Origin of the sequence: Thalassobellus citreus, assembly GCF_044385915.1 — a bacterium.
In the GTDB taxonomy this organism is placed as follows: Bacteria; Bacteroidota; Bacteroidia; order Flavobacteriales; family Flavobacteriaceae; genus Thalassobellus; species Thalassobellus citreus.
In genome coordinates this window covers 37,465-57,529 of the sequence record NZ_JBISCC010000129.1, presented here as the reverse complement: position 1 = coordinate 57,529, position 20,065 = coordinate 37,465, and the positions used below count along the sequence as shown (strand labels likewise).

At 30.5% G+C, this 20,065-nt stretch carries 18 protein-coding genes; 6 read left to right on the top strand and 12 right to left on the bottom strand.

What is annotated here, in order from left to right; all coding sequences use genetic code 11:
* The first annotated feature begins 16 nt into the window (after positions 1-16).
* On the top strand, positions 17-907 hold the full coding sequence (locus tag ACH5TX_RS16265) for an aldose 1-epimerase family protein (protein ID WP_439340547.1): 891 nt from the start codon (positions 17-19) through the stop codon (positions 905-907).
* 38 nt (positions 908-945) lie between these two features.
* Here the strand turns inward: ACH5TX_RS16265 and ACH5TX_RS16260 are convergent, their stop codons facing one another.
* The gene (locus tag ACH5TX_RS16260; RefSeq protein WP_439340546.1) at positions 946-2,451 is read right to left on the bottom strand and encodes a serine hydrolase domain-containing protein; all 1,506 of its coding nucleotides are present in this window, start codon (positions 2,449-2,451) and stop codon (positions 946-948) included.
* A gap of 130 nt (positions 2,452-2,581) precedes the next feature.
* Here ACH5TX_RS16260 and ACH5TX_RS16255 point away from each other — a divergent pair, with 130 nt between their 5' ends.
* Positions 2,582-3,937, top strand: a complete 1,356-nt coding sequence (locus tag ACH5TX_RS16255) for a DEAD/DEAH box helicase (protein ID WP_439340545.1) — start codon at positions 2,582-2,584, stop codon at positions 3,935-3,937.
* Positions 3,938-4,221: 284 nt separating this feature from the next.
* On the opposite strand, the gene ACH5TX_RS16250 is transcribed toward ACH5TX_RS16255, so the two are convergent.
* Positions 4,222-4,872 carry an outer membrane beta-barrel protein gene (locus ACH5TX_RS16250; RefSeq protein ID WP_439340544.1) on the bottom strand — a complete coding sequence of 217 codons (651 nt, stop codon included), beginning with the start codon at positions 4,870-4,872 and terminating at the stop codon, positions 4,222-4,224.
* Between the two features lie 287 nt (positions 4,873-5,159).
* On the opposite strand from ACH5TX_RS16250, the gene ACH5TX_RS16245 reads away from it, so the two are divergent.
* Entirely contained in the window at positions 5,160-6,470 is a 1,311-nt protein-coding gene (locus tag ACH5TX_RS16245; protein WP_439340543.1) for a voltage-gated chloride channel family protein, read from the top strand.
* A gap of 91 nt (positions 6,471-6,561) precedes the next feature.
* On the opposite strand, the gene ACH5TX_RS16240 is transcribed toward ACH5TX_RS16245, so the two are convergent.
* Together ACH5TX_RS16240 and ACH5TX_RS16235 are read right to left on the bottom strand one after the other, a co-directional pair.
* Positions 6,562-7,818, bottom strand: coding sequence for an alpha/beta hydrolase-fold protein (locus tag ACH5TX_RS16240; RefSeq protein WP_439340542.1), 1,257 nt, complete (start codon positions 7,816-7,818; stop codon positions 6,562-6,564).
* Positions 7,819-7,920: 102 nt separating this feature from the next.
* Positions 7,921-8,334 carry a MotA/TolQ/ExbB proton channel family protein gene (locus ACH5TX_RS16235; RefSeq protein WP_439340541.1) on the bottom strand — a complete coding sequence of 138 codons (414 nt, stop codon included), beginning with the start codon at positions 8,332-8,334 and terminating at the stop codon, positions 7,921-7,923.
* 521 nt (positions 8,335-8,855) lie between these two features.
* Between ACH5TX_RS16235 and ACH5TX_RS16230 the strand changes: the two genes are divergently transcribed.
* Positions 8,856-9,581 carry a sensor histidine kinase gene (locus tag ACH5TX_RS16230; RefSeq protein WP_439340540.1) on the top strand — a complete coding sequence of 242 codons (726 nt, stop codon included), beginning with the start codon at positions 8,856-8,858 and terminating at the stop codon, positions 9,579-9,581.
* Entirely contained in the window at positions 9,582-10,298 is a 717-nt protein-coding gene (locus tag ACH5TX_RS16225) for a LytR/AlgR family response regulator transcription factor (protein WP_439340539.1), read from the top strand. It begins immediately after the preceding gene.
* Positions 10,299-10,393: 95 nt separating this feature from the next.
* Here the strand turns inward: ACH5TX_RS16225 and ACH5TX_RS16220 are convergent, their stop codons facing one another.
* The 6 genes from ACH5TX_RS16220 to ACH5TX_RS16195 all read right to left on the bottom strand — a co-directional run bounded on the left by ACH5TX_RS16220 (position 10,394) and on the right by ACH5TX_RS16195 (position 15,623).
* Complete coding sequence (locus ACH5TX_RS16220; protein ID WP_439340538.1) at positions 10,394-11,221, bottom strand: mechanosensitive ion channel family protein; 828 nt, start codon at positions 11,219-11,221, stop codon at positions 10,394-10,396.
* 43 nt (positions 11,222-11,264) lie between these two features.
* The gene (locus ACH5TX_RS16215; protein WP_439340537.1) at positions 11,265-11,438 is read right to left on the bottom strand and encodes a hypothetical protein; all 174 of its coding nucleotides are present in this window, start codon (positions 11,436-11,438) and stop codon (positions 11,265-11,267) included.
* Positions 11,438-12,013 carry an RNA polymerase sigma factor gene (locus tag ACH5TX_RS16210; RefSeq protein WP_439340536.1) on the bottom strand — a complete coding sequence of 192 codons (576 nt, stop codon included), beginning with the start codon at positions 12,011-12,013 and terminating at the stop codon, positions 11,438-11,440. The genes ACH5TX_RS16215 and ACH5TX_RS16210 overlap by 1 nt, the downstream gene beginning before the upstream one ends.
* Before the next feature lie 187 nt (positions 12,014-12,200).
* Positions 12,201-13,046, bottom strand: coding sequence for a DUF4249 domain-containing protein (locus ACH5TX_RS16205; RefSeq protein ID WP_439340535.1), 846 nt, complete (start codon positions 13,044-13,046; stop codon positions 12,201-12,203).
* Between the two features lie 5 nt (positions 13,047-13,051).
* Positions 13,052-15,433, bottom strand: a complete 2,382-nt coding sequence (locus ACH5TX_RS16200; RefSeq protein WP_439340534.1) for a TonB-dependent receptor — start codon at positions 15,431-15,433, stop codon at positions 13,052-13,054.
* A 49-nt stretch (positions 15,434-15,482) separates the two neighbouring features.
* A complete protein-coding gene (locus ACH5TX_RS16195; RefSeq protein WP_439340533.1) occupies positions 15,483-15,623 on the bottom strand; it encodes a hypothetical protein in 141 nt (46 codons plus the stop codon).
* A 356-nt stretch (positions 15,624-15,979) separates the two neighbouring features.
* On the opposite strand from ACH5TX_RS16195, the gene ACH5TX_RS16190 reads away from it, so the two are divergent.
* Complete coding sequence (locus ACH5TX_RS16190) at positions 15,980-16,762, top strand: S1/P1 nuclease (RefSeq protein WP_439340532.1); 783 nt, start codon at positions 15,980-15,982, stop codon at positions 16,760-16,762.
* A gap of 82 nt (positions 16,763-16,844) precedes the next feature.
* Here ACH5TX_RS16190 and lpdA read toward each other — a convergent pair whose 3' ends face one another.
* Both lpdA and ACH5TX_RS16180 read right to left on the bottom strand, forming a co-directional pair.
* On the bottom strand, positions 16,845-18,245 hold the full coding sequence (lpdA, locus tag ACH5TX_RS16185; RefSeq protein ID WP_439340531.1) for a dihydrolipoyl dehydrogenase: 1,401 nt from the start codon (positions 18,243-18,245) through the stop codon (positions 16,845-16,847).
* A 145-nt stretch (positions 18,246-18,390) separates the two neighbouring features.
* Positions 18,391-19,992 carry a S41 family peptidase gene (locus ACH5TX_RS16180; protein ID WP_439340530.1) on the bottom strand — a complete coding sequence of 534 codons (1,602 nt, stop codon included), beginning with the start codon at positions 19,990-19,992 and terminating at the stop codon, positions 18,391-18,393.
* Positions 19,993-20,065 lie beyond the last annotated feature (73 nt).

The following is a 20,065-nucleotide window of genomic DNA, read 5'->3' as shown; positions in this document are numbered from 1 at the left end:
TTAAACATCTAAAAGCATGTACACCTTACAAAACGAGAAACTTAAGATTGCAGTTAAAAAAATTGGCGCCGAATTATGCAAAATTACATCGACAAAGCATCACACCGAATTTATGTGGAATGCCAACCCAGATGTTTGGGGTAGCTTCGCGCCTAACCTATTCCCAATTATTGGTGCTTTAAAAAACGACACCTATTTTTTTGAAGATAAAGCATATAGTTTACCAAAACATGGTATGGTGCGAAACAACGACCATGTTACGCTACACGAACAAACCGAAAACAGCTTAACATTCAAACTTATTTATAGTGAAGCAACGCTAAAAACATATCCGTTTAAGTTTGAGTTTTATATTAAGTACACACTAACAGACACAACCATAACAATAGCACACACCGTTAAAAACGTTGATAGCAAACCCATGTATTTCTCGGTTGGCGGCCATCCTGCTTTTAAGTGCCCTGTGTATGACGATGAAAATTATGATGATTACGTTTTAGAATTCGAACACCCTGAAAACTCTGAAACACACCTCATCAATATGGAAAACGGCCTTATTTCACCTAAAACAAAATCCGTATTTAATAATACGAATTTGTTACCGCTTATGCACGACTTATTTAATGCCGATGCGCTTATTTTTAAAGATTTAAAATCTAGAAAAGTCATCTTAAAGAGTAATAAATACGGAAACATTTTATCTTTTACTTATAATGATTTCGACTTTTTAGGTATTTGGGCAAAACCAGAAGGCGATTACGTTTGTATAGAACCTTGGCTAGGTATTGCCGATAACGAAAACACCAATCAAGATTTAAAAACCAAAGAAGGTATTATAAAACTTGCACCTAACGAGACCTTTAATGCAAGCTACAGTATTGAAATAGGGAATGAACATTTAGTGTAATTATTTTTATGGGTGTTATATAAATCTCTATTAAATTTTTAGTGTTTTTTTACACCTAATTTCTTCAATATTTCTATTGCATTATAGTTATCTGAATTTAACTCTACTGATTTTATATAATTTTCTATAGCCTTATCTCTATAATTCCCTTTTAAAAGAGCCTCAGCATAACTATCATAAACATTATAGGATTCTGGGAAAGCTTCAACATTTAGTTTGAATACAGCAATTGAGTTTTCAATTGCTCCTTTTCCTAAATAATAGTAGCCCAATTTATTTAATTGTTCCTCAGAAAAATTATATTTATCTAATTGATTTTTTTTTAATTCAAAATAATCATTATTAATATAATTAGTACCATCAACATCTATAATTTGTTTTATCTTATTTGAGATAGAAGGTAGTTTATTACAATCAGCATCATCTACCTTTTTACTGCTTTTCCAATGCTCCCAATAACAAATTATCTGACTATAAATATTATATCCTGCACCTCCGTTTGTAAACATAATAAATCCATCATTAGAGATTGGGTCTACCATAAACAAAGCATGCCAACCTGAATTAGCCCCTCCATGACCTTTTAAAACCTTTGAATCTCCTAATATTTCCACTTGATACCCTAAACCATAAACTCCATTAGTTTCTGGTTCTGGTGACATCATTTGTTCAACATAATCTGTCGATAAAATATGCTGATAACTTTTGTTGTTTTCACTTTTATAAAGACTTGCTTGTACAAAAAGCATAAAATCTTCTAAAGTTGTATGTAATCCAGCTGCTGCTTTTGCAGTAAACAACTCAAAATCTATTTCTTCTCCAAAATCATTATATTCTAAAGATGAAGAATTTAATATTTTTTCATCAATAGTATAACTACTATTAATCATTCCAAGAGGATTTAATATTTCTGTTTGCATATAATCCTCAAATTTCTCCCCTGTTACTTCTTCAATTATTAATTGAAGAATTGTAAATCCTCCTCCAGAATACTTCCATTTAGTTCCTGGTTCCATAATTATTTTTACACGTCCTGGTCCATTATTTTTACCATTTAAAGACTCCTCTATTGTTGGCAATATATCATTAGGCGACCACCCAGGGTATCCGTGTAATGACAATCCTGCTGTATGACTTAACAATCTTCTTATTGTTACTTCATTTGAATCAAAACCTGATTTTGGCAGATGCCATCGTGTAAGATACTTTTCAGCTGGGGCATCAAGCTCTATTTTCCCTTCTTGCACTAATTTCATAATTCCCCAAGCTGTTACGGTTTTTGAGATTGATCCAATATTAAAACCTGTCTTAGTAGTTACTTTAATCTCTTTATCAACGTTAGAATAACCATAACCCTTTTGTAAAATAATTTCCCCATTTTCAATAATTCCTATAACAGCTCCAGGAACATTAAAACCACGAAGTAATTGAGGTGTTTTTTCATCTACACTATCTATAAATTGCTTAATATCAGCCGAATTGTTTTGTGCAATAATATAAAGCGGTATCAAAAAAATAATTGCAAAAATATTTTTTCTAATCATCTATATTTTTTTAATATACTAAGTTAGTTTTTAAATAATTAAAAATTAACGAATTCGATAATATTTTACTTAAAGGTAATAAACCATCTAAAAAATAATAAACGTAACTTTGCCAGCTAAATAGCATATTTTGACATTTCACGATTTAAATTTAAACACCCCACTATATAACGCCTTAGACGATTTAGGCTTTACAACACCTACACCCATTCAAGCAGAAGCTTTTAATGTGGTAAGTTCGGGTAGGGATATGGTTGGTATTGCCCAAACAGGTACTGGTAAAACCTTTGCCTACATGTTGCCTATTTTAAAGAATTTAAAATTTTCGACACAAGAAAATCCGCGTATTTTGGTGTTAGTACCAACACGCGAATTGGTGGTGCAGGTGGTAGATGAAATTGAAAAACTATCAAAATACATCAATAACCGTGTATTAGGAGTGTATGGAGGCACTAACATTAACACGCAAAAGCAAGCCATTGCCGAGGGTATTGATATTTTAGTAGCAACACCAGGTAGATTATACGATTTAGCTTTAAGCCGTGTATTACAATTAAAATCAATACAAAAATTAGTGATTGATGAAGTTGATGTCATGCTAGATTTAGGCTTTAAACATCAGTTAATTAATATTTTCGATATACTTCCAGAAAAGAGACAAAACATTATGTTTTCGGCAACCATGACCGAAGATGTCGATTTACTAATTAACGATTTCTTTAAAACTCCAGAGCGTGTATCCATTGCTATTTCTGGAACACCGCTAGATAACATCTCGCAAACACGTTACAAAGTTCCTAATTTTTATACCAAAGTAAATTTACTAACACATTTACTAAACGATACCGAAACCTTTAATAAGGTTTTAATATTTGTGGCGTATAAAAAAATGGCCGATCGCTTGTTCGATCAACTCGATGAAATTTTTCATGATGAGTTATGCGTCATTCACTCTAACAAAACACAAAATTACCGTTTACGTAGTATCGAGCAATTTAGAAACGGAGACAACCGTATTTTAGTGGCTACCGATGTTATGGCGCGTGGATTAGATATTGACAACGTATCGCATGTTATTAATTTCGACACACCAATTTACCCAGAAAACTACATGCACCGTATTGGTAGAACAGGTCGTGCCGAACGTAAAGGAGAAGCCCTTATTTTTAATACCGAAAAGGAAGCCGATGCCATTGAGAATATTGAAACCTTAATGAATATGGAAATTCCGTTATTGGAAATTCCAGAAACCGTTACAATATCTACCGAACTTATTCAAGAAGAGCGTCCGGTAATAAAAGAACGTAACAACCCTAACAAACGCAATACAGACGAAGATGCGCCAGGACCAGCCTTTCACCAGAAATCTGAAAAGAATTCTAAAGAAAACTTAGGTGGTTCCTACAAATTTAAAATAGCAGCTAAGTACAAAAAGCCTAAAACTAGAGGCGATAAAAATTATAACAAACGAAATAAGAGAAAGTAATTTTTTGGGCGTTACCCTATCGGGTCGGGCTTTCTGTTACAAGTCCTCGCTCCTACGTCGCTGTGGGCTTTTCACGGCAATCCCTAACGCGGGTGTATTTGTTAAATTTAAGTCTATTCCGCTAAAACTAAAGTCTACTTAATTAATTTCTGACTTGTGGATTCCTGCCTGCGCAGGAATGACAAAATGAACATAAACAAAAAAATCTCCTTTTAAATTAATAAAAGGAGATTATAAAATTACATTACTTGATGCTAATAAAGGATTAACACATGGTTTTAAGTTTAGATCAAAATTAAGAGCCCAAAAGCTAAATTTGAAGTTCCTAAGTTAAAATCAAATACATCCGTTTTATCTTTACTACTATCAGATTCCCATTTACTATTAGTAAACCCTAAAGTACCCATAGTAGCGTTTAAATAAATTTTATGAGATAAGCTATATGTTATTCCTGGTCTTAAACCTACAAAAAAATCATTACCTTTCCCTATTGATGAAAAATTAGTTGAGCCTTCTTCTTTAGTTTTACGCTCACTATCAGAAAATGATAATTCTCCCTGTATGTTAAAAGCAAATCTCTCATTTAATGGAAAATATTTTCGTACGTATGGTGTTACTCTATATGTTTTAGTTTGATACTCTTCACTATTTATATTTTCATATTCAGAATATAAATAACCAACACCTAAACCCAAAATTAAATTATTACTTATAGCATAACCAACTTCTGGTTTTATACCAAAGCCTTTAGCTTTATTCTCATATTTATTAATACTATTTACAGAATTATTTTCATATTCTGAACTCCTAGAATTAAAACTAACGTTCCCTCCTAACGTCCACTGGTTTTTAGGAATTTCAAATTTTTCTTCAGTGTTTTGCGCAAAAACTGTTGAACCTACTAATAGCAATGCAATAATTAATTTGTTTTTCATAATCTGTTGTTTTTAAGATTGAAAAACAGATATCACAAACCTCATGCCGCTAAGCAAGTTTCAAAGTAACCTTATTGTAAAATAAAAGTTACCAAATTAAATTTCAATAAAAATTAAAACACCTCTTTTAAGATAAAAAGCTTTAATGATAAAATTGACGTTGGATTAGTTGAAATAGAAACAAAACTAATAGAATTAGATTTGCTAATGCTTAGCAAACAATCTAATGCCTTTCAAAATAATCACCTATCTAATATTTAATTTATATTTGCAACACATTGCACTTTATGATAGCTAAAATTAAAAAATTCTTACTCTCTATTGAACAAGTTCCCACACTACTCTATCTTGTAAAATGGGTGTTTATTTGTTTGCTTTTAGGCGCTGTTGCTGGTAGTGTTTCGGCTTTCTTTCTTACAAGTTTAGAATGGGCTACAAATTACAGAGAATCTCATTTATGGATTATTTGGTTGTTACCAATTGGCGGTTTTATTATTGGCTTGTCGTATCATTTATATGGTAATGATGTTGTAAAAGGCAATAACTTATTACTTGAAGAATTTCACTCACCAAAAAAAATAATCCCTTTTAAAATGGCTCCTTTGGTGTTATTTGGCACTATTGTAACACATTTATTTGGAGGATCGGCAGGTCGCGAGGGTACAGCTGTACAAATTGGTGGCGCTATTGCCGACCAGTTTACCAAAATTTTAAAACTCTCTAAACGCGATAGACAAATTCTTTTAATTGCAGGTATTAGTGCTGGTTTTGCTTCTGTTTTTGGAACGCCTTTAGCCGGTGGTATTTTTGCTCTTGAGGTTTTAGTTTTAGGAAGAATTAGACTTGATGCTATCATCCCAAGTTTTATGGGGGCTGTTTTTGCAAACTATTTTTGTGAAATCTGGAATGTATCGCATACACATTACCATATTTCTACGGTTGCCGAAATGAATCCTGTAAACCTATTATGGGCTTTATTAGCAGGTATTATTTTTGGTTTGGTTGCTATGTTGTTTTCTAAATCGACTCATTTTTGGAGTAACTTATTTAAAAAACATATTAAATACCCGCCATTACGACCTGTTGTCGGTGGTGTTATTTTAGCCGTTACCATTTACTTTATGGGAACAACTAAGTACATTGGTTTAGGTATTCCTACCATAGTAGAGGCTTTTGATGTCAATCTCAACTCTTATGACTTTTTATTAAAAGTATTACTCACCTCTTTTACGCTAGGTGCTGGTTTTAAAGGAGGCGAAGTAACGCCTTTATTTTTTATAGGTGCTACTTTAGGAAATGTGTTAATTTGGTTTATCCCGTTACCCATGGGATTGCTGGCAGGCATGGGCTTTGTTGCTGTTTTTGCAGGCGCTACCAATACGCCTATTGCATGTACTATTATGGGCATTGAATTATTTGGTATCGAAGCAGGCGTTTTTATTGCTTTAGCTTGTAGTACGGCTTATTTGTTTTCTGGACATTCAGGTGTGTATGCTTCTCAAATTATTGGAAGTCCGAAAAACAATTTCTACATACGTGAAAAAGGTTTACCTCTTTCGGATATTAAAAAGAGACGCGATAAACAGGAAAGAAACTGATTAGCCCTAAGCCTAATCATACGTTTATATAAATAAAAAAATCCCTTTCAAATGAATGAAAAGGATTTTTTGTTTTAAAAATTCATTATTGCTATTTCTTAATCTTTAGTTCTTGAATTCGCTTTTTATAATAATCCTTACTATTCAATTCAAAAGCTCTAGTTACATATTTTAATGCGTTTTTATAATCTTTTTGAGTTTCATAATAATCGGCCATAGAATCATAAGCATTATCACTTTTTGGAAAATATTTTACGGCAAGTTCAAAATACATTTTAGATTTATCTAGCTGTCCCATTTCCATATTCATATATCCAGACATGTTTAAAAGCATCTCAGGGTATGGTGGTACTTGATACCCAAAATGATCTTTAAGTTTTATTTCTCTATGCTTTATAATATTAAAAAGGTCTTCTTTTGATGTTTCTGGAGAATTTATTTTATCTGTGTTTTCCATTTGAAACCATTTAAAAGTTGACAACAATCCATCTTTAATAGAAGGCAAAGGAATTGTACCATGTATATCGTTAGCATAAAACTGCCATGTATAATTCAAACCGTTTTGTTCATGCTTCTCTATTATATTTGACAGCATCAAATTTGAACGTGAAAAAACAGTGAAATCTGTGGTGTCTTTCATAACATTATCTATAGTGATATTTGGATTTTGCATATGCAACTGACCACTTAAAGAGACGTATAAAGATTTTTTCGAAAAATCGTTTTTAGACAAAACAGCTTCTGCTTGTTTTAATACTTTTTGATTATCCCAATCTAAACTTGGGTCAATACACAAATAATTAGCAAATACATCAGGATCATTAATTAATGTATAAACACCAAATAATCCGCCGTAAGAATGCCCTATTAATGTTCTGTAATTGGTTACTCTATAATTACTTTCAACATAAGGAACTAATTCCTCTTTAATAAATTTCAAGAAATTAGCAGCGCCTCCATTTTCTTCATTAAACGGCATACCATATTTTGATGTTATTTTAGATGTTGTTAAATCTCTTGTCCTGCTTTTAGCATTTGAAATACCTATTAACACCATTTCTGGTATAAACCCGCCACTATAAAAACTCTGAACATTACTTACTATGGGAAGAAACAATTCTCCATCTAAAATATAAGCAACAGGATACGTTTTATTAACCTCAGCATTATAGCTATCTGGCAATTGAATATAGATGTCTCTAGATTCATTTAAGGTTTTAGAATAAATACTATCTAACGCACCTACGTTTTGTAAAAATTGTTGGCTTTTATTTGTTTGAGCATTAATTGACTGCTGCATTAAAACAAAAATCACTATAACGAATACTACTATTTTTTTATGTGTCATTTAAAAAATAAATTAAAATTTAAACAGTTAGTATGAATAACTAAAGAGCTCAAACGATTACTTTGAGTAAAATTGTTTAAAAAAATTTTAAAATTAGATTGATTACGATTTTTGCAACCCTCTTAAAGCAAGAATACCTATTCTAGCAATAACAAAAGTAAAAAGTCCAAAAACGGCTGTTAATAAAGACACTTTTAGTCCTCCAGCAAAAATAGAAGGATCTGCATCTCCCATAGCTTCTACAGAATCGAATGCTGTTATTAATCCAATTACAGATCCTAAAAATCCTAATGTAAGTCCTAAAAGACTACTATCTACAACTAATTGAATCATTTTTTTTGATGTCTCACCATTCTTTTTTATACTTATAAAACCTTTAATTAAAAAAAAGATAGATAATAAAAAGCAAATAAGAATAAGCGACATAAAAAAAGTACCTCCCTCATTGAATCGATCTACTAAGGGACTTGAAACCATTAATAATTTTGGTAATGCTAATTGTGTTAATACATACATAACTGTTTGTTTTTTGATTAATATCTCACAAACTTACTGTAGAACATTCTTTTAAATTTTTAAATGCGATGAATAACCTAATTAGAACGGGATTTTACAAATTGCGAAAACCCCTCTTAAAACCGTCATTCATCTACAAAACATAAATTCTCTATAAAAATATACTATTATTGTAATACTATTTACTCTATATGTTAAAAAAGAACTTTATTTTAAAAAAACTAAGTCAACTACTATTACATGCATTATTTTGGTGTGTTGTATTATTCTTTTTTACTTATTTCTTTGGATCTGAAAGTAAAAATTACAAAGACACGCTCTATTTTTCACTATTCTTAATGCCCATTACTATAGCAACTACTTATGTTTCTATATACAAATTAATACCAGATTACCTTATTACAAAGCGCTATTTTCTTTTTATAATTTACAGTTTATATACACTCATTATTTCCGGGTACTTAATTATGTTATCCATTTTTTTTAGTTTAATTTATTTGGCTGGTTTTGAATATAACAATATGAATCCGGCAACTAAGAATATATTATTAGTAACCACTGGCGTGTATTTAGTAACCATCATTGTAAGTGCTTTTAAGTTACTAAAACTAAACTTAAATCATGTTGAACAAAAAAATAAACTAGAAAATAAAATACTAGAAACTCAGCTTAAACTTAAAGAACAAGAATTAAATTATTTAAAAATGCAGATTCATCCGCATTTCTTATTTAACACTTTAAATACCATGTATGGATTTGCTTTGAAGAAAGCTGATGAAGCACCAGAAATGATTTTAAAGCTTTCTAATTTATTAGATTATTTACTTTATAAAGTTGACAAACCGTTTGTGCTTTTAATAGACGATATCAATCATATTAAAGATTATATTGAATTAGAAAAAATGAGATTCAATAAAACATTGAATATAGAATTAGTTACCGAAAACATTTTAGAATACACCAAAATAGCTCCCATGCTGTTACTGCCTTTTATTGAAAATAGTTTCAAACATGGTGTTATAAAAAATGGTGCACTATCCATAAATATCAATATTTCTTATAAGGACAAAAAACTGTATTTTTATATAGAAAACACGAGTACAGACACCGAAAAATCATCAAATGGTATTGGATTAGAAAATATACAAAAGCGTTTAGATTTATTATATAAAAACAATCACACACTAACTATCAATAATGATAACCATTTATTTAAAGTGAGTTTAATACTAAATATAACAGAATAATTGCAACAAAACAATAACATATCGTGCCTTATTGTAGATGATGAAGCTATAGCTAGAGACATTATAGAAACGCATTTAAACAAAATACCTAATATTAAAATTGTTGCCAAGTGCAGTAACGCTATTGAAGCTTTTAATGCGATAAGAAATCATACCATAGATTTGGTTTTTCTTGATATAAATATGTCAGAAATAACAGGTATTTCGTTTGCAAAATCTATAAATAAAGACATTAAAATTATTTTCACAACGGCGTATCGTGATTATGCTGTTGAAGGTTTTGAACTTCAAGCTGTCGATTATTTACTAAAACCTATTTCGTTTGATCGCTTACTTAAAGCCGTTAATAATTATTTCGATATTTATAGTAACACTAAGAATGACGTTATTAAAGAAAGTAGTAGTAATGATTTTATGTTTGTACGGTCAGACAGACGTATGATTAAAATAGACTTTAATGCGATTATTTATATTGAAAGCTATAGCGATTATATAAAAATCCACTTAGCCAACGAAACCATTACAACTAGAGAAACCATAAGTGCTATTGAAGCAAAACTACCAAAAGAACAGTTTATTAGAATTCATCGATCTTATATATTATCTATATCCAATATTACGTCATTTACTCACGAGGAAATTATTATTAATAAAAAATCACTTCCCATAAGTAGAAGTTATAAAAAGGAGGTTTTAAATATTCTAGAAAAATTTTAAACAAAAAAATCCCTTTCCAAATGAATGAAAAGGGATATGTTGAGAGTTTTTTAGTTTACAAAAATAACCAACCAAATTTTAACCCTAACTTAAAGTTAATCTCGTATTCTTACTTGACTCTCTACAATATCTGAAATAGGTACAACTAATTTTCCTTCTGATGTTTTTAATGTTACTGATGCGCCATCAATAGATTCTACCTCTCCTTTAATATCATTAAATTCTATCTTTTGTCCTATCTCGTATGTTTTTCTAGCATAAAACGTTTTTAATAATTCACCTACCATTTTTTGTGCTCCAAAACCAAAAGCTAATGAAAAGGCTAACAAAAAGGCAGCCAATATCATGGTAATGTTACTTGTAATAATAGCTGTATCTACACCTGCTTGATTTAAGGCTGTTATAGATGTAAAAATAAGGATGATGAAAAATACAACTTGACTTATAATTTTTGCTCCTGATAAATCCATAGATTCAAAAAAGGACTTTAATCCTTTTTTAATAAAATTGGCAAAAATAAGTCCTATGGTAAAGATAACTATGGCTGCAAACAACTGAGGTAAATATCCTAAAAGACTGCTTATTTGCTCAGAAATCATGGTTAAATTCAGTATATCTGAAACCATAATTATTAGCATAATGTACATGATCCATTTTACAAAATTTGAAACAATTTTAATGGTATCAAAATTCAGTTTTTTACCTTCAATTATTTCAATATCGTTTAATTTATCATCTAACTTATTAGCTTTAGCGATCTTTAAAGCTTTCTTAATAATGCGAACTACTAATTTCGTAATTAACCAACCAATAACTAAAATAACTAATACTGTTATTAAAGTAAAAAGTCCTTTTACTATTTCAGGCCATAAAGCTGATAAAGATTCTAAAGCTCTATCCTTATATTCTGTTGCTTTTTCCATGTTTTAATCTTTTTGTTAGGGTTACTTTGGGTTATTTGGATTTTTATTTTTTTCTTTTGCTTACTACAGACTCAATAAGGTCTCCTATATTATAAGAGAATAAAGCCGCTAACTCCATGAGTAATTTTGCCATAGCAATATCACTCATAACCTTAGACTTAAGTTCCTGAGGAACTTCCTTTAGAGGCTGGTCTAAATTTTTAAACGGATTCTCCATTATTTAAGGTTATTAGTATATACGGTTACTAGTTTATCTTTAGCACGTTTAATTCTCATTTTAACCGCACTTTCACCTATTCCTAAAACATTTTCAATCTCTTTTATAGAAAGAGAATCTTGGTATTTTAGTAATAAAATCATTTTCTCCTCTGGAGAAATTAGCTCTAAAGCTACCTTCAGTTTATCAACCTTCATGCTTAAAAAACTAGTATCGTCTTCCTCATCATCAGAAAGATTTTCTATATCAGTATAATCTACCGATTGTTTCTCAAACTTTTTAGCTGTATTTCTAGTGACATAATTTACACAATGATTATATGTAAAGGAATATAACCATGTTGAAAATTTAGACTTCCCCTTAAAACTTGCTAATTTAACAAAGAGTTTTAAAAATACATCTTGTGTTAAATCTTTAGCTTCGTCTTCATCTTTTGCAAACCCGTAACATTTGTTATATACTAGCATAGAATATCTGTCGTACAGAATCTCGAAAAGTAAAGTATCATTGTTTTTCACAATGCCATTTACCAGTTCTTCGTCTGTTAATTTGTTAATATTTGCTAGGGTTTTCAAATAATGTAGCTTTCGCTATTTTGGTTGTTATAATGTTTAAGACACATCACTTTTTAATAAGTCACAAACTTTTTATTTCTTTTTAATAAAACAAAAATAAGTAAGTTTTTACTTTAAATTAAAGAACCACCAATCTTTTATTGAAATAAAATTGGTGGTTCATTCTAAAACAAAAAAACAATAGCAACTACTGAAAAGTATAGCTAGTTTTAACTACTTGAGTTACCCTAAAATAGCCATAAGCATAATTATCTGGAGTTGTTGTATTAATACAGTTACCTTTTAAAGGTACTGGTGTTGTACTAAAAAGACCTGCGCCTTCAGATTGTTCTATTAAAACTTTAATATAGTTATGATATGCTTCAGAAATACCAAAAAATGAAATATCTACAATATCTCCTGGTTTATATTCTTCTATCTTATCGGTATCTTCATCTTCTTCGTTTTCAAACCACCAAGTAATTTCATTACCATTTACAAATTCATCATCTACATCTTCTAATTCTGGAAGCAAATCGCCTTGTCTTTGAACTTTAAATAAATAATAATTTTCTTCATCTACAGGATCTGTAAAAACAACATTAAATTCTAAAGCTTCATCATCAAAACCATCTTCAACAGACTGAGTAATATTTGTTATGTCTGTAACTGTTGTTAAAGTTTCATTAGCGGTATACGTTTCGCCTTCATAAACAACTTCTAAAGTATAAGTAGCATTTGTAACAGGGACAAACTGGTTTGTTGTATAAATGCCATTAGCTTGATGCGTAAACACAAATTCTTGGGCACTATCATCATTTGTAACTTTAACAGAAGCATTGGTAACACTTACATTGGTATTGGCATCAAAATAAGGCGTCGATTTACTTAATTTTATTGTTTGATTGTTTCCTGTTGTTCCCTTTTCCCAATCAAGAGAAGCTTCAATAACTAATCTAGACGGTGCTTCTTGAACATCTACATCTATAACATCTTCACAAGATGTAAAAACTAAAACAAAAAGTAATATGGTTAATTTAAAATATGAATTCATTTTTCTTAAAATTTAAAGTTATAAGTTACTGATGGCACCATTCCGAAAATAGCCGTTCTTGTGGCTTCGTTAATTCCTAAATCTTGATTTTGGGCAAACGATATAGATGCTGCGTTTTTATGATTATATACATTATATATACCAAAAACCCATTCGCCTTTCCATCGTTTGTTTGGTTTTCTATTAGGTTTATATATTGCTGAAATATCTAACCTATGATAAGCAGGTAATCGATTTGAATTTCTAGCAGAAAAACTAGCTATTGATTGTCCTTCATATTGATACTGACCGTTTGGATACGTTACTGGTCGTCCTGTTTGAAACACCAAATTACTACCAAATGTCCATTTATCATTAAGCTCATATGCACCAGTAATTGAGAAATCGTGTGTTCTATCGAAAGCCGAGTTATACCAATTTCCATTATTAATTCCTGGACCTCCTGCAATACCTCCTAAGGTTCTTTGCTCTGCTTTAGATAAGGTATATGCAATCCAACCTGTAAAACGCCCTTCATTTTTACGAACTAAAAACTCTAAACCATAAGCGCGTGCTTCACCGTTTAAAACTTCGGTTTCAATAGTATTATTTCCTATTAAATCGGATCCATCAATGTAATCTATTCGGTTATCTGTAGTTTTATAATACCCTTCAACTTCTAATGAATATTTTTTGTCTTTAAAATTTCTAAAATATCCTAAAGCATACTGATTAGATAATTGTGGTTTTATATATTTCCCACTTGTAGTCCAAACATCTAAAGGTGTTACAGATGTAGTGTTTGATAGCAAATGAATATATTGAGCAGCTCTTGAATATCCTGCTTTTATTGAAGACGATTCGTTTAATTGGTATGCCAAAGATGCTCTAGGCTCTAAATTACCAAAGGTTTTTATAGTTTCGTCTTTTTTATAATTGGTCTCTCCTATTGCAGTACCACGTTCATAAATTCCTAAAAGACTATTATAAACTACGGGTTGATTATTTGCATAATCTGTAATAGCTTGCCCTCCTAAACGGCTAAAGGCACTATATCTTAAACCATATTGAACTGTTAATTTATCGCTTAATTTATGCTCTGCATTAATATACAAACCACTTTCAAAAGCTTTTTTTCTATCTAAAGTTAATGGATTCACTTCTGAAGTTTCAGAAGTTGGGCGTATTTGTCCAGGATCAAAATCATAATAAATAGAACTCGCACCAAAATCTAACTTAAAATTATTACTGGCATAGTATTTAAAATCGTATTTAACATTGTAATTTGTAATAGACGACACCCAATCGAACTCCTCACTCGTAATTCCTAAGTCGTAATCATATTTACTATAAATTAAAGACAAGTTCGAAAATAATTTTTCATTAAAAATATGATTCCATCTTAAATTTCCAGACGTATTACCATAACTTGTTTTAAAACTTTCTCCTAACCTAAAAGTATCTCTACCAAAATATCCTGATAAGTATAATTTATTATTAGTGTTTAATTTATAATTAGTCTTTAGGTTTAAATCGTAAAAACCAACTCTACTATCTTCATCCGCAGCTTTTAAAAACAGATTTGCATAAGAACTTCTGCCTGATACTAAAAAAGATCCTTTTTCTTTAAACATAGGACCTTCAACAGTAAGCCTGCTAGAAATTAGCCCAATACCACCTGTTAAGGATAGGTTTTTACTATTTCCATCTTTTTGACGAATATCTAAAACCGAAGATGTTCTACCTCCAAAACGCGCAGGGATACCACCTTTATACAATTTAATATCTTTTATAGCATCGGCATTAAAAACAGAAAAGAAACCTAACATATGTGATGTATTATAAATAATAGCTTCATCTAGCAATACTAAATTCTGATCTACAGCACCACCACGTACATGAAAACCACCTGATCCTTCACCATTTTTTGTTACTCCTGGTAACATTTGCAACGATTTAATAATATCTACCTCTCCTAAAACCACTGGCATTTGTTTGACTGTTTTTATATTTAATTTAGAAACACTCATTTCTGGTTTTTTAAGGTTTACACGTTCTGTTTCTTCAGCTGTAATAAGCACCTCGTCTAACTGCGTTGACGTTTCCTTAATTTCAAAATTTATTTTTTGGTTTTTATCTAAGATGAATTCCTGACTCACATCTTCAAATCCTATATAAGACACAACAAGTGTATATGTGCCTTTAGGAGCTGAAATAGAATAAAAACCATACTCATTACTTACTGCCCCAATAGAGGTTCCTTTTAAAAATACAGAGGCTCCAAATGCGGTTTCTCCGTTACTAGCTTCTTTAATTATTCCACTAACAGTAAAATTTTCTTGTGAAAACATAACCGTTGTTAATAACATAAATAGAAATGCTATTTGTTTCGTTTTTTGATTTTTCATTTTAATAATTGATCGTTTTTTTAATGAATGACTATTTTCTTATTGATGATTATAATTGTTTTATATTATTATTTTGAAACGTTCTTTCTCTAGTTGAAGCATTATTTCTTGAACTAGTTTCTGTATGCCATCCAAAGCCTAAAAAAGGTCTAAAAATTTTAGTTGACTGATTTGCGCCTTTTTGATTCATAATTATTCGTTTTTTGATTGATGAAATAAACAACTACTTCATTGACATATAAAAAAACAAAAGGTTGCATGAATTACTATATTTATTTTTTAGGCATAAAAAAACAACCTTTTTAGGTTGTTCTTTTAATTGTTATAAAAAGTTTAACTATATAAAAAGTTAAAGTTTATATATACAACTTGACTCTATTTTCTACAGCCGCTATAACAGTCTCTTTAATAGCTTCTGTAAATATAATTGCCTGTTTATTTTTTATTGATAAAACAAATATTTACCTAATTGCCATATGAAAACATAAAAGGTTACATTATAAAGTATTTTTTTACTAATTTTATTTTATATAAATAATTTACCCCATGAAAACACCTCTTGTTTACTTACTAATTTTTCTTTTTTCACTTTCTAATTATAGTTCTGCTTCCAACGATATCTGGGGACCAACAGGACACCGCGTAGTTGGAAAAATTGCAGATCAATACCTTAAATCGAAAACCAAAAGAAAACTTAGAGAGTTACTGCATAACGAATCTTTAGCATTTGTTTCTACTTATGCAGATGATATAAAATCAGACAAAAGATATAACGACTTTTACACATGGCATTATGTAAATATGCCTTTAGACTCAAATTATGAGGATTCTAAAAAAAGTGAATCAGGCGACCTTGTTACAGGAATTGAACATTGTATTAAAATTATTAAAGACGACAATTCTAGTGATGACGACAAAGCTTTTTATCTAAAATTATTAATTCATTTTATTGGCGATTTACACCAACCAATGCATGTTGGACTTGCTGAGGATAAAGGCGGAAACGATTTTGAACTGCAATGGTTTTACAACGACACAAACCTACATGCCGTTTGGGACACCAAAATGATTAATAGTTATGATATGAGTTATAGCGAACTTGCTGAAAATGCCGATGTGTTAAGCAAAGAACAAGTAAAAGCGATACAAGCAGGAAGTATAGTTGATTGGGTAAATGACACGCATAAATTAACAAAACAAATATATGCTAACGTTAAACCTGAAGAAAATTTACGCTACCGCTATTCTTATGATAACTTTAAAACCGTAAGAGCGCAACTCCAAAAAGGCGGTATTCGATTAGCTAAAATTTTGAATGATTTGTTTTAAACGAATAATAAATATAAAAAAAGAGCGAACCAACTGGTTCGCTCTTTTTGTTTATATAAACTGTTGTTATATTTCTAAAATATTAAATATGCAACGCTCTATCATCAGTTGCCGCTAAAGCAGCTTCTTTAATAGCTTCGGTAAATGTAGGATGTGCATGAGACATTCTAGACACATCTTCAGCAGATGCTCTATATTCCATAGCCACTACAGCTTCTGCAATCATATCGGCAGCACGAGCACCAACCATATGAACGCCTAAAATTTCATCGGTAGTTTTATCTGCTAAAATCTTTACAAAACCATCTAAATCCATACTCGCTCTACTTCTACCTAAAGCACGCATAGGAAACTGCCCTGTTTTGTATGCTACACCAGCCTCTTTAAGTTGCTCTTCGGTTTTACCAACAGCAGCAACTTCTGGCCATGTATAAACAACACCTGGAATTAAATTATAATCGATATGTGGTTTTTGTCCTGCTAAAGTTTCAGCAACAAAAACACCTTCTTCTTCAGCTTTATGAGCTAACATAGCACCTTTTACAACATCACCAATTGCATAGATATTTGATGCGCTTGTTTGTAAATGATCGTTAACTTCAACTTGACCTCTATCAGTCAGTTTTACGCCTGCAGCTTCAGCATTTAATCCATCTGTATAAGGTTTACGCCCCACAGATACTAAACAATAGTCGCCTGTAAAGGTTACTTCTTCTCCTTTTTTATTATCTGCTTTCACGATAACTTCATCGCCAACACGCTCTACAGATTTTACTTGATGTGAAGCATTTATTTTGAATTTTTGTTTCTTTAAAACTTTATTAAGTTCTTTAGAAACCCCTTTATCCATTGTTGGTACAATTCTATCGGCATACTCTACTACTGATACTTCTGCTCCTAAACGCTTATAAACTTGCCCAAGCTCTAAACCAATAACACCTCCTCCAATAACGATTAAATGTTTTGGAATTTCTTTAAGTTTTAAAGCTTCAGTAGATGTTATAACACGTTCTTTATCTATAGAAATAAAAGGTAAACTTGACGGCTTACTTCCTGTAGCAATAATGGTATTTTTTGCTTCAATCTCGGTAGTTTCTTCTCCTGAAATTGTAATATGCGTTGCATCTTTAAAGCTTCCTAAACCTTGATAAACATCAATGTTGTTTTTCTTCATTAAAAAGTCAATCCCACCAGTAGTTTGATCTACAACAGCTTGTTTACGAGCTATCATTTTTTCTAAATTCACTTTAACTTCACCAGGAACTTCAATTCCATGCTCTTCAAAATGTTTAATAGCATCTTCGTAATGGTGAGACGAATCTAAAAGTGCTTTACTTGGTATACAACCTACATTTAAACAGGTTCCGCCTAGTGTACTATATTTTTCTATAATGGCAGTTTTCATGCCTAATTGTGCGCAACGTATAGCTGCAACATATCCTCCAGGACCTGAGCCTATAACGGCTACATCGTATGAGTTCATAATATATTTTTGACGTTCGTTTTTTTAAATCAATTTCAAAAATACAAATGTTTTATGGGAAGGCAATAAAAAACAATATTTTATAAATGAATTTATAATTTTAACAATAAAGTCGATATAAATTCGCAATAACTCTAACTTTTAATTACGAATGCTTCTTTTTGTTAATATGAGCTAAAACCCATTCTAATTCTGGATCTTTTTTAAGTTTTCTATCTTCAATTGTTGGTAATATTTCAACATCTGGTTTTATACCATAGCCATCAGGGTTTTGTTTATGTAATGTTTCTATTTGCATCAAGCCCATTCTTATTTTTAATTTTGATGTAGGCAACTTATATAATTTATAAAACCCAGCAACACATCCATTGTATGCACCACCGGTTTCTTCGCCAACAAAAATAGCACGTTTATTTGCTTTTAAATGTGTTGATATTAATGATGATGCCGAAAAAGAATTCCCGTTAATTAACACATACAAGTTTCCTTTATAATTTAATGGTTTTGGTTTTCTAAACTTGTTATATTTCATTTTGAAATATATTTTATCATCTATTTTTTTTGTATTTAAATACTGAACTGTAAGAGATAAAGGCTCAAAAACTAACAACACACCTAGTGCTTTTAAAATAGGAGAGTTTCCATTACTTAAAAATGATTTCATCATAGGAAATCTACTATTTACCTCGCTTTTAGTAATTAACTGATAGTTTTCTTGAGTTAAATATGAATACAAATAATCTATTTCTGCAATTCTTCCGCCTCCATTATCTCTTAAATCTATAATAACATTTTTAGTTTTAGCGGAATCTAATTTGGCAAAACTCTCTTTATAAAATTTCTTATAATTTCTATTGCCAAAAGCTTTAATCTTCATGTAAGCCACAGTACTATCGGCTTCTAAAAACTTAAAATTTCTGGTATAACCTTTGTCTTTACTTATAAACCCATATTTCCTGTCTTTCTTACGTTTTATTTTAGCTGCAATGCGGTTATTCTTTTTTTCTGTTTTAGTTAATTTCGGTTTCTTTACTTTTGCTTCCTTCTTTTTATCAGCAATAGAATCCTGCTTTTTATCTTTCTCAATACGCTTAAATGTTTTATTAAACAAAGAGTCTTTCAATTTAAATGTTATGGTTAAACTATCTAAAAAACCTTTGTCTTTATAATAAAAATATCGAAAGCCTTTACCAACATACCTGTTATATAATGTTTCATTATAACCATCGGAAGCAAAACGTGTTTTATAACGTTCTACTAAATCGGTTGCCAACTCATCGGCTATTTTAACAACCTCACTTCCTATTAATAAAGAGTCTTCTCCTCTAGCATTAGTCACCCAAAGTTTCCGATTTAAATATTCAAAATCTAAATTATAAAACTGAAATTTTTTCTTTTTTAATAGCTTACGCTCCTTTTTGGTAAAACGTTTATTAACAGAGCCTACAGAAATATGTCCCTGCCTTACAAATCTGATTACAGGTGCTAACTTTTTATAAAAATCGCGTGAATTTATAGGGTGTTTTATTGAAGTTTTAAGACTATCGAATTTAAAATCTAAATCTTCTTTAGAAATGTATTGATACAATTTAGGATGATTTTTCTTTAACTGCCCATATACTTTATCTATATCGTTTCGCAAATCTTCAACAGCATGTAGTTTTGTAGTTTGTTCGTTATATTTTTTAACACTATTACACGATACTAAAAGGATTAAAACAAGTACAGAACAAAGGAATTTCTTCATATAAATAATAAATAGCGATTTAAGTAAGCAACTAAATTACTTGTATTTAAACAAATTCAAAATCTATTTCATA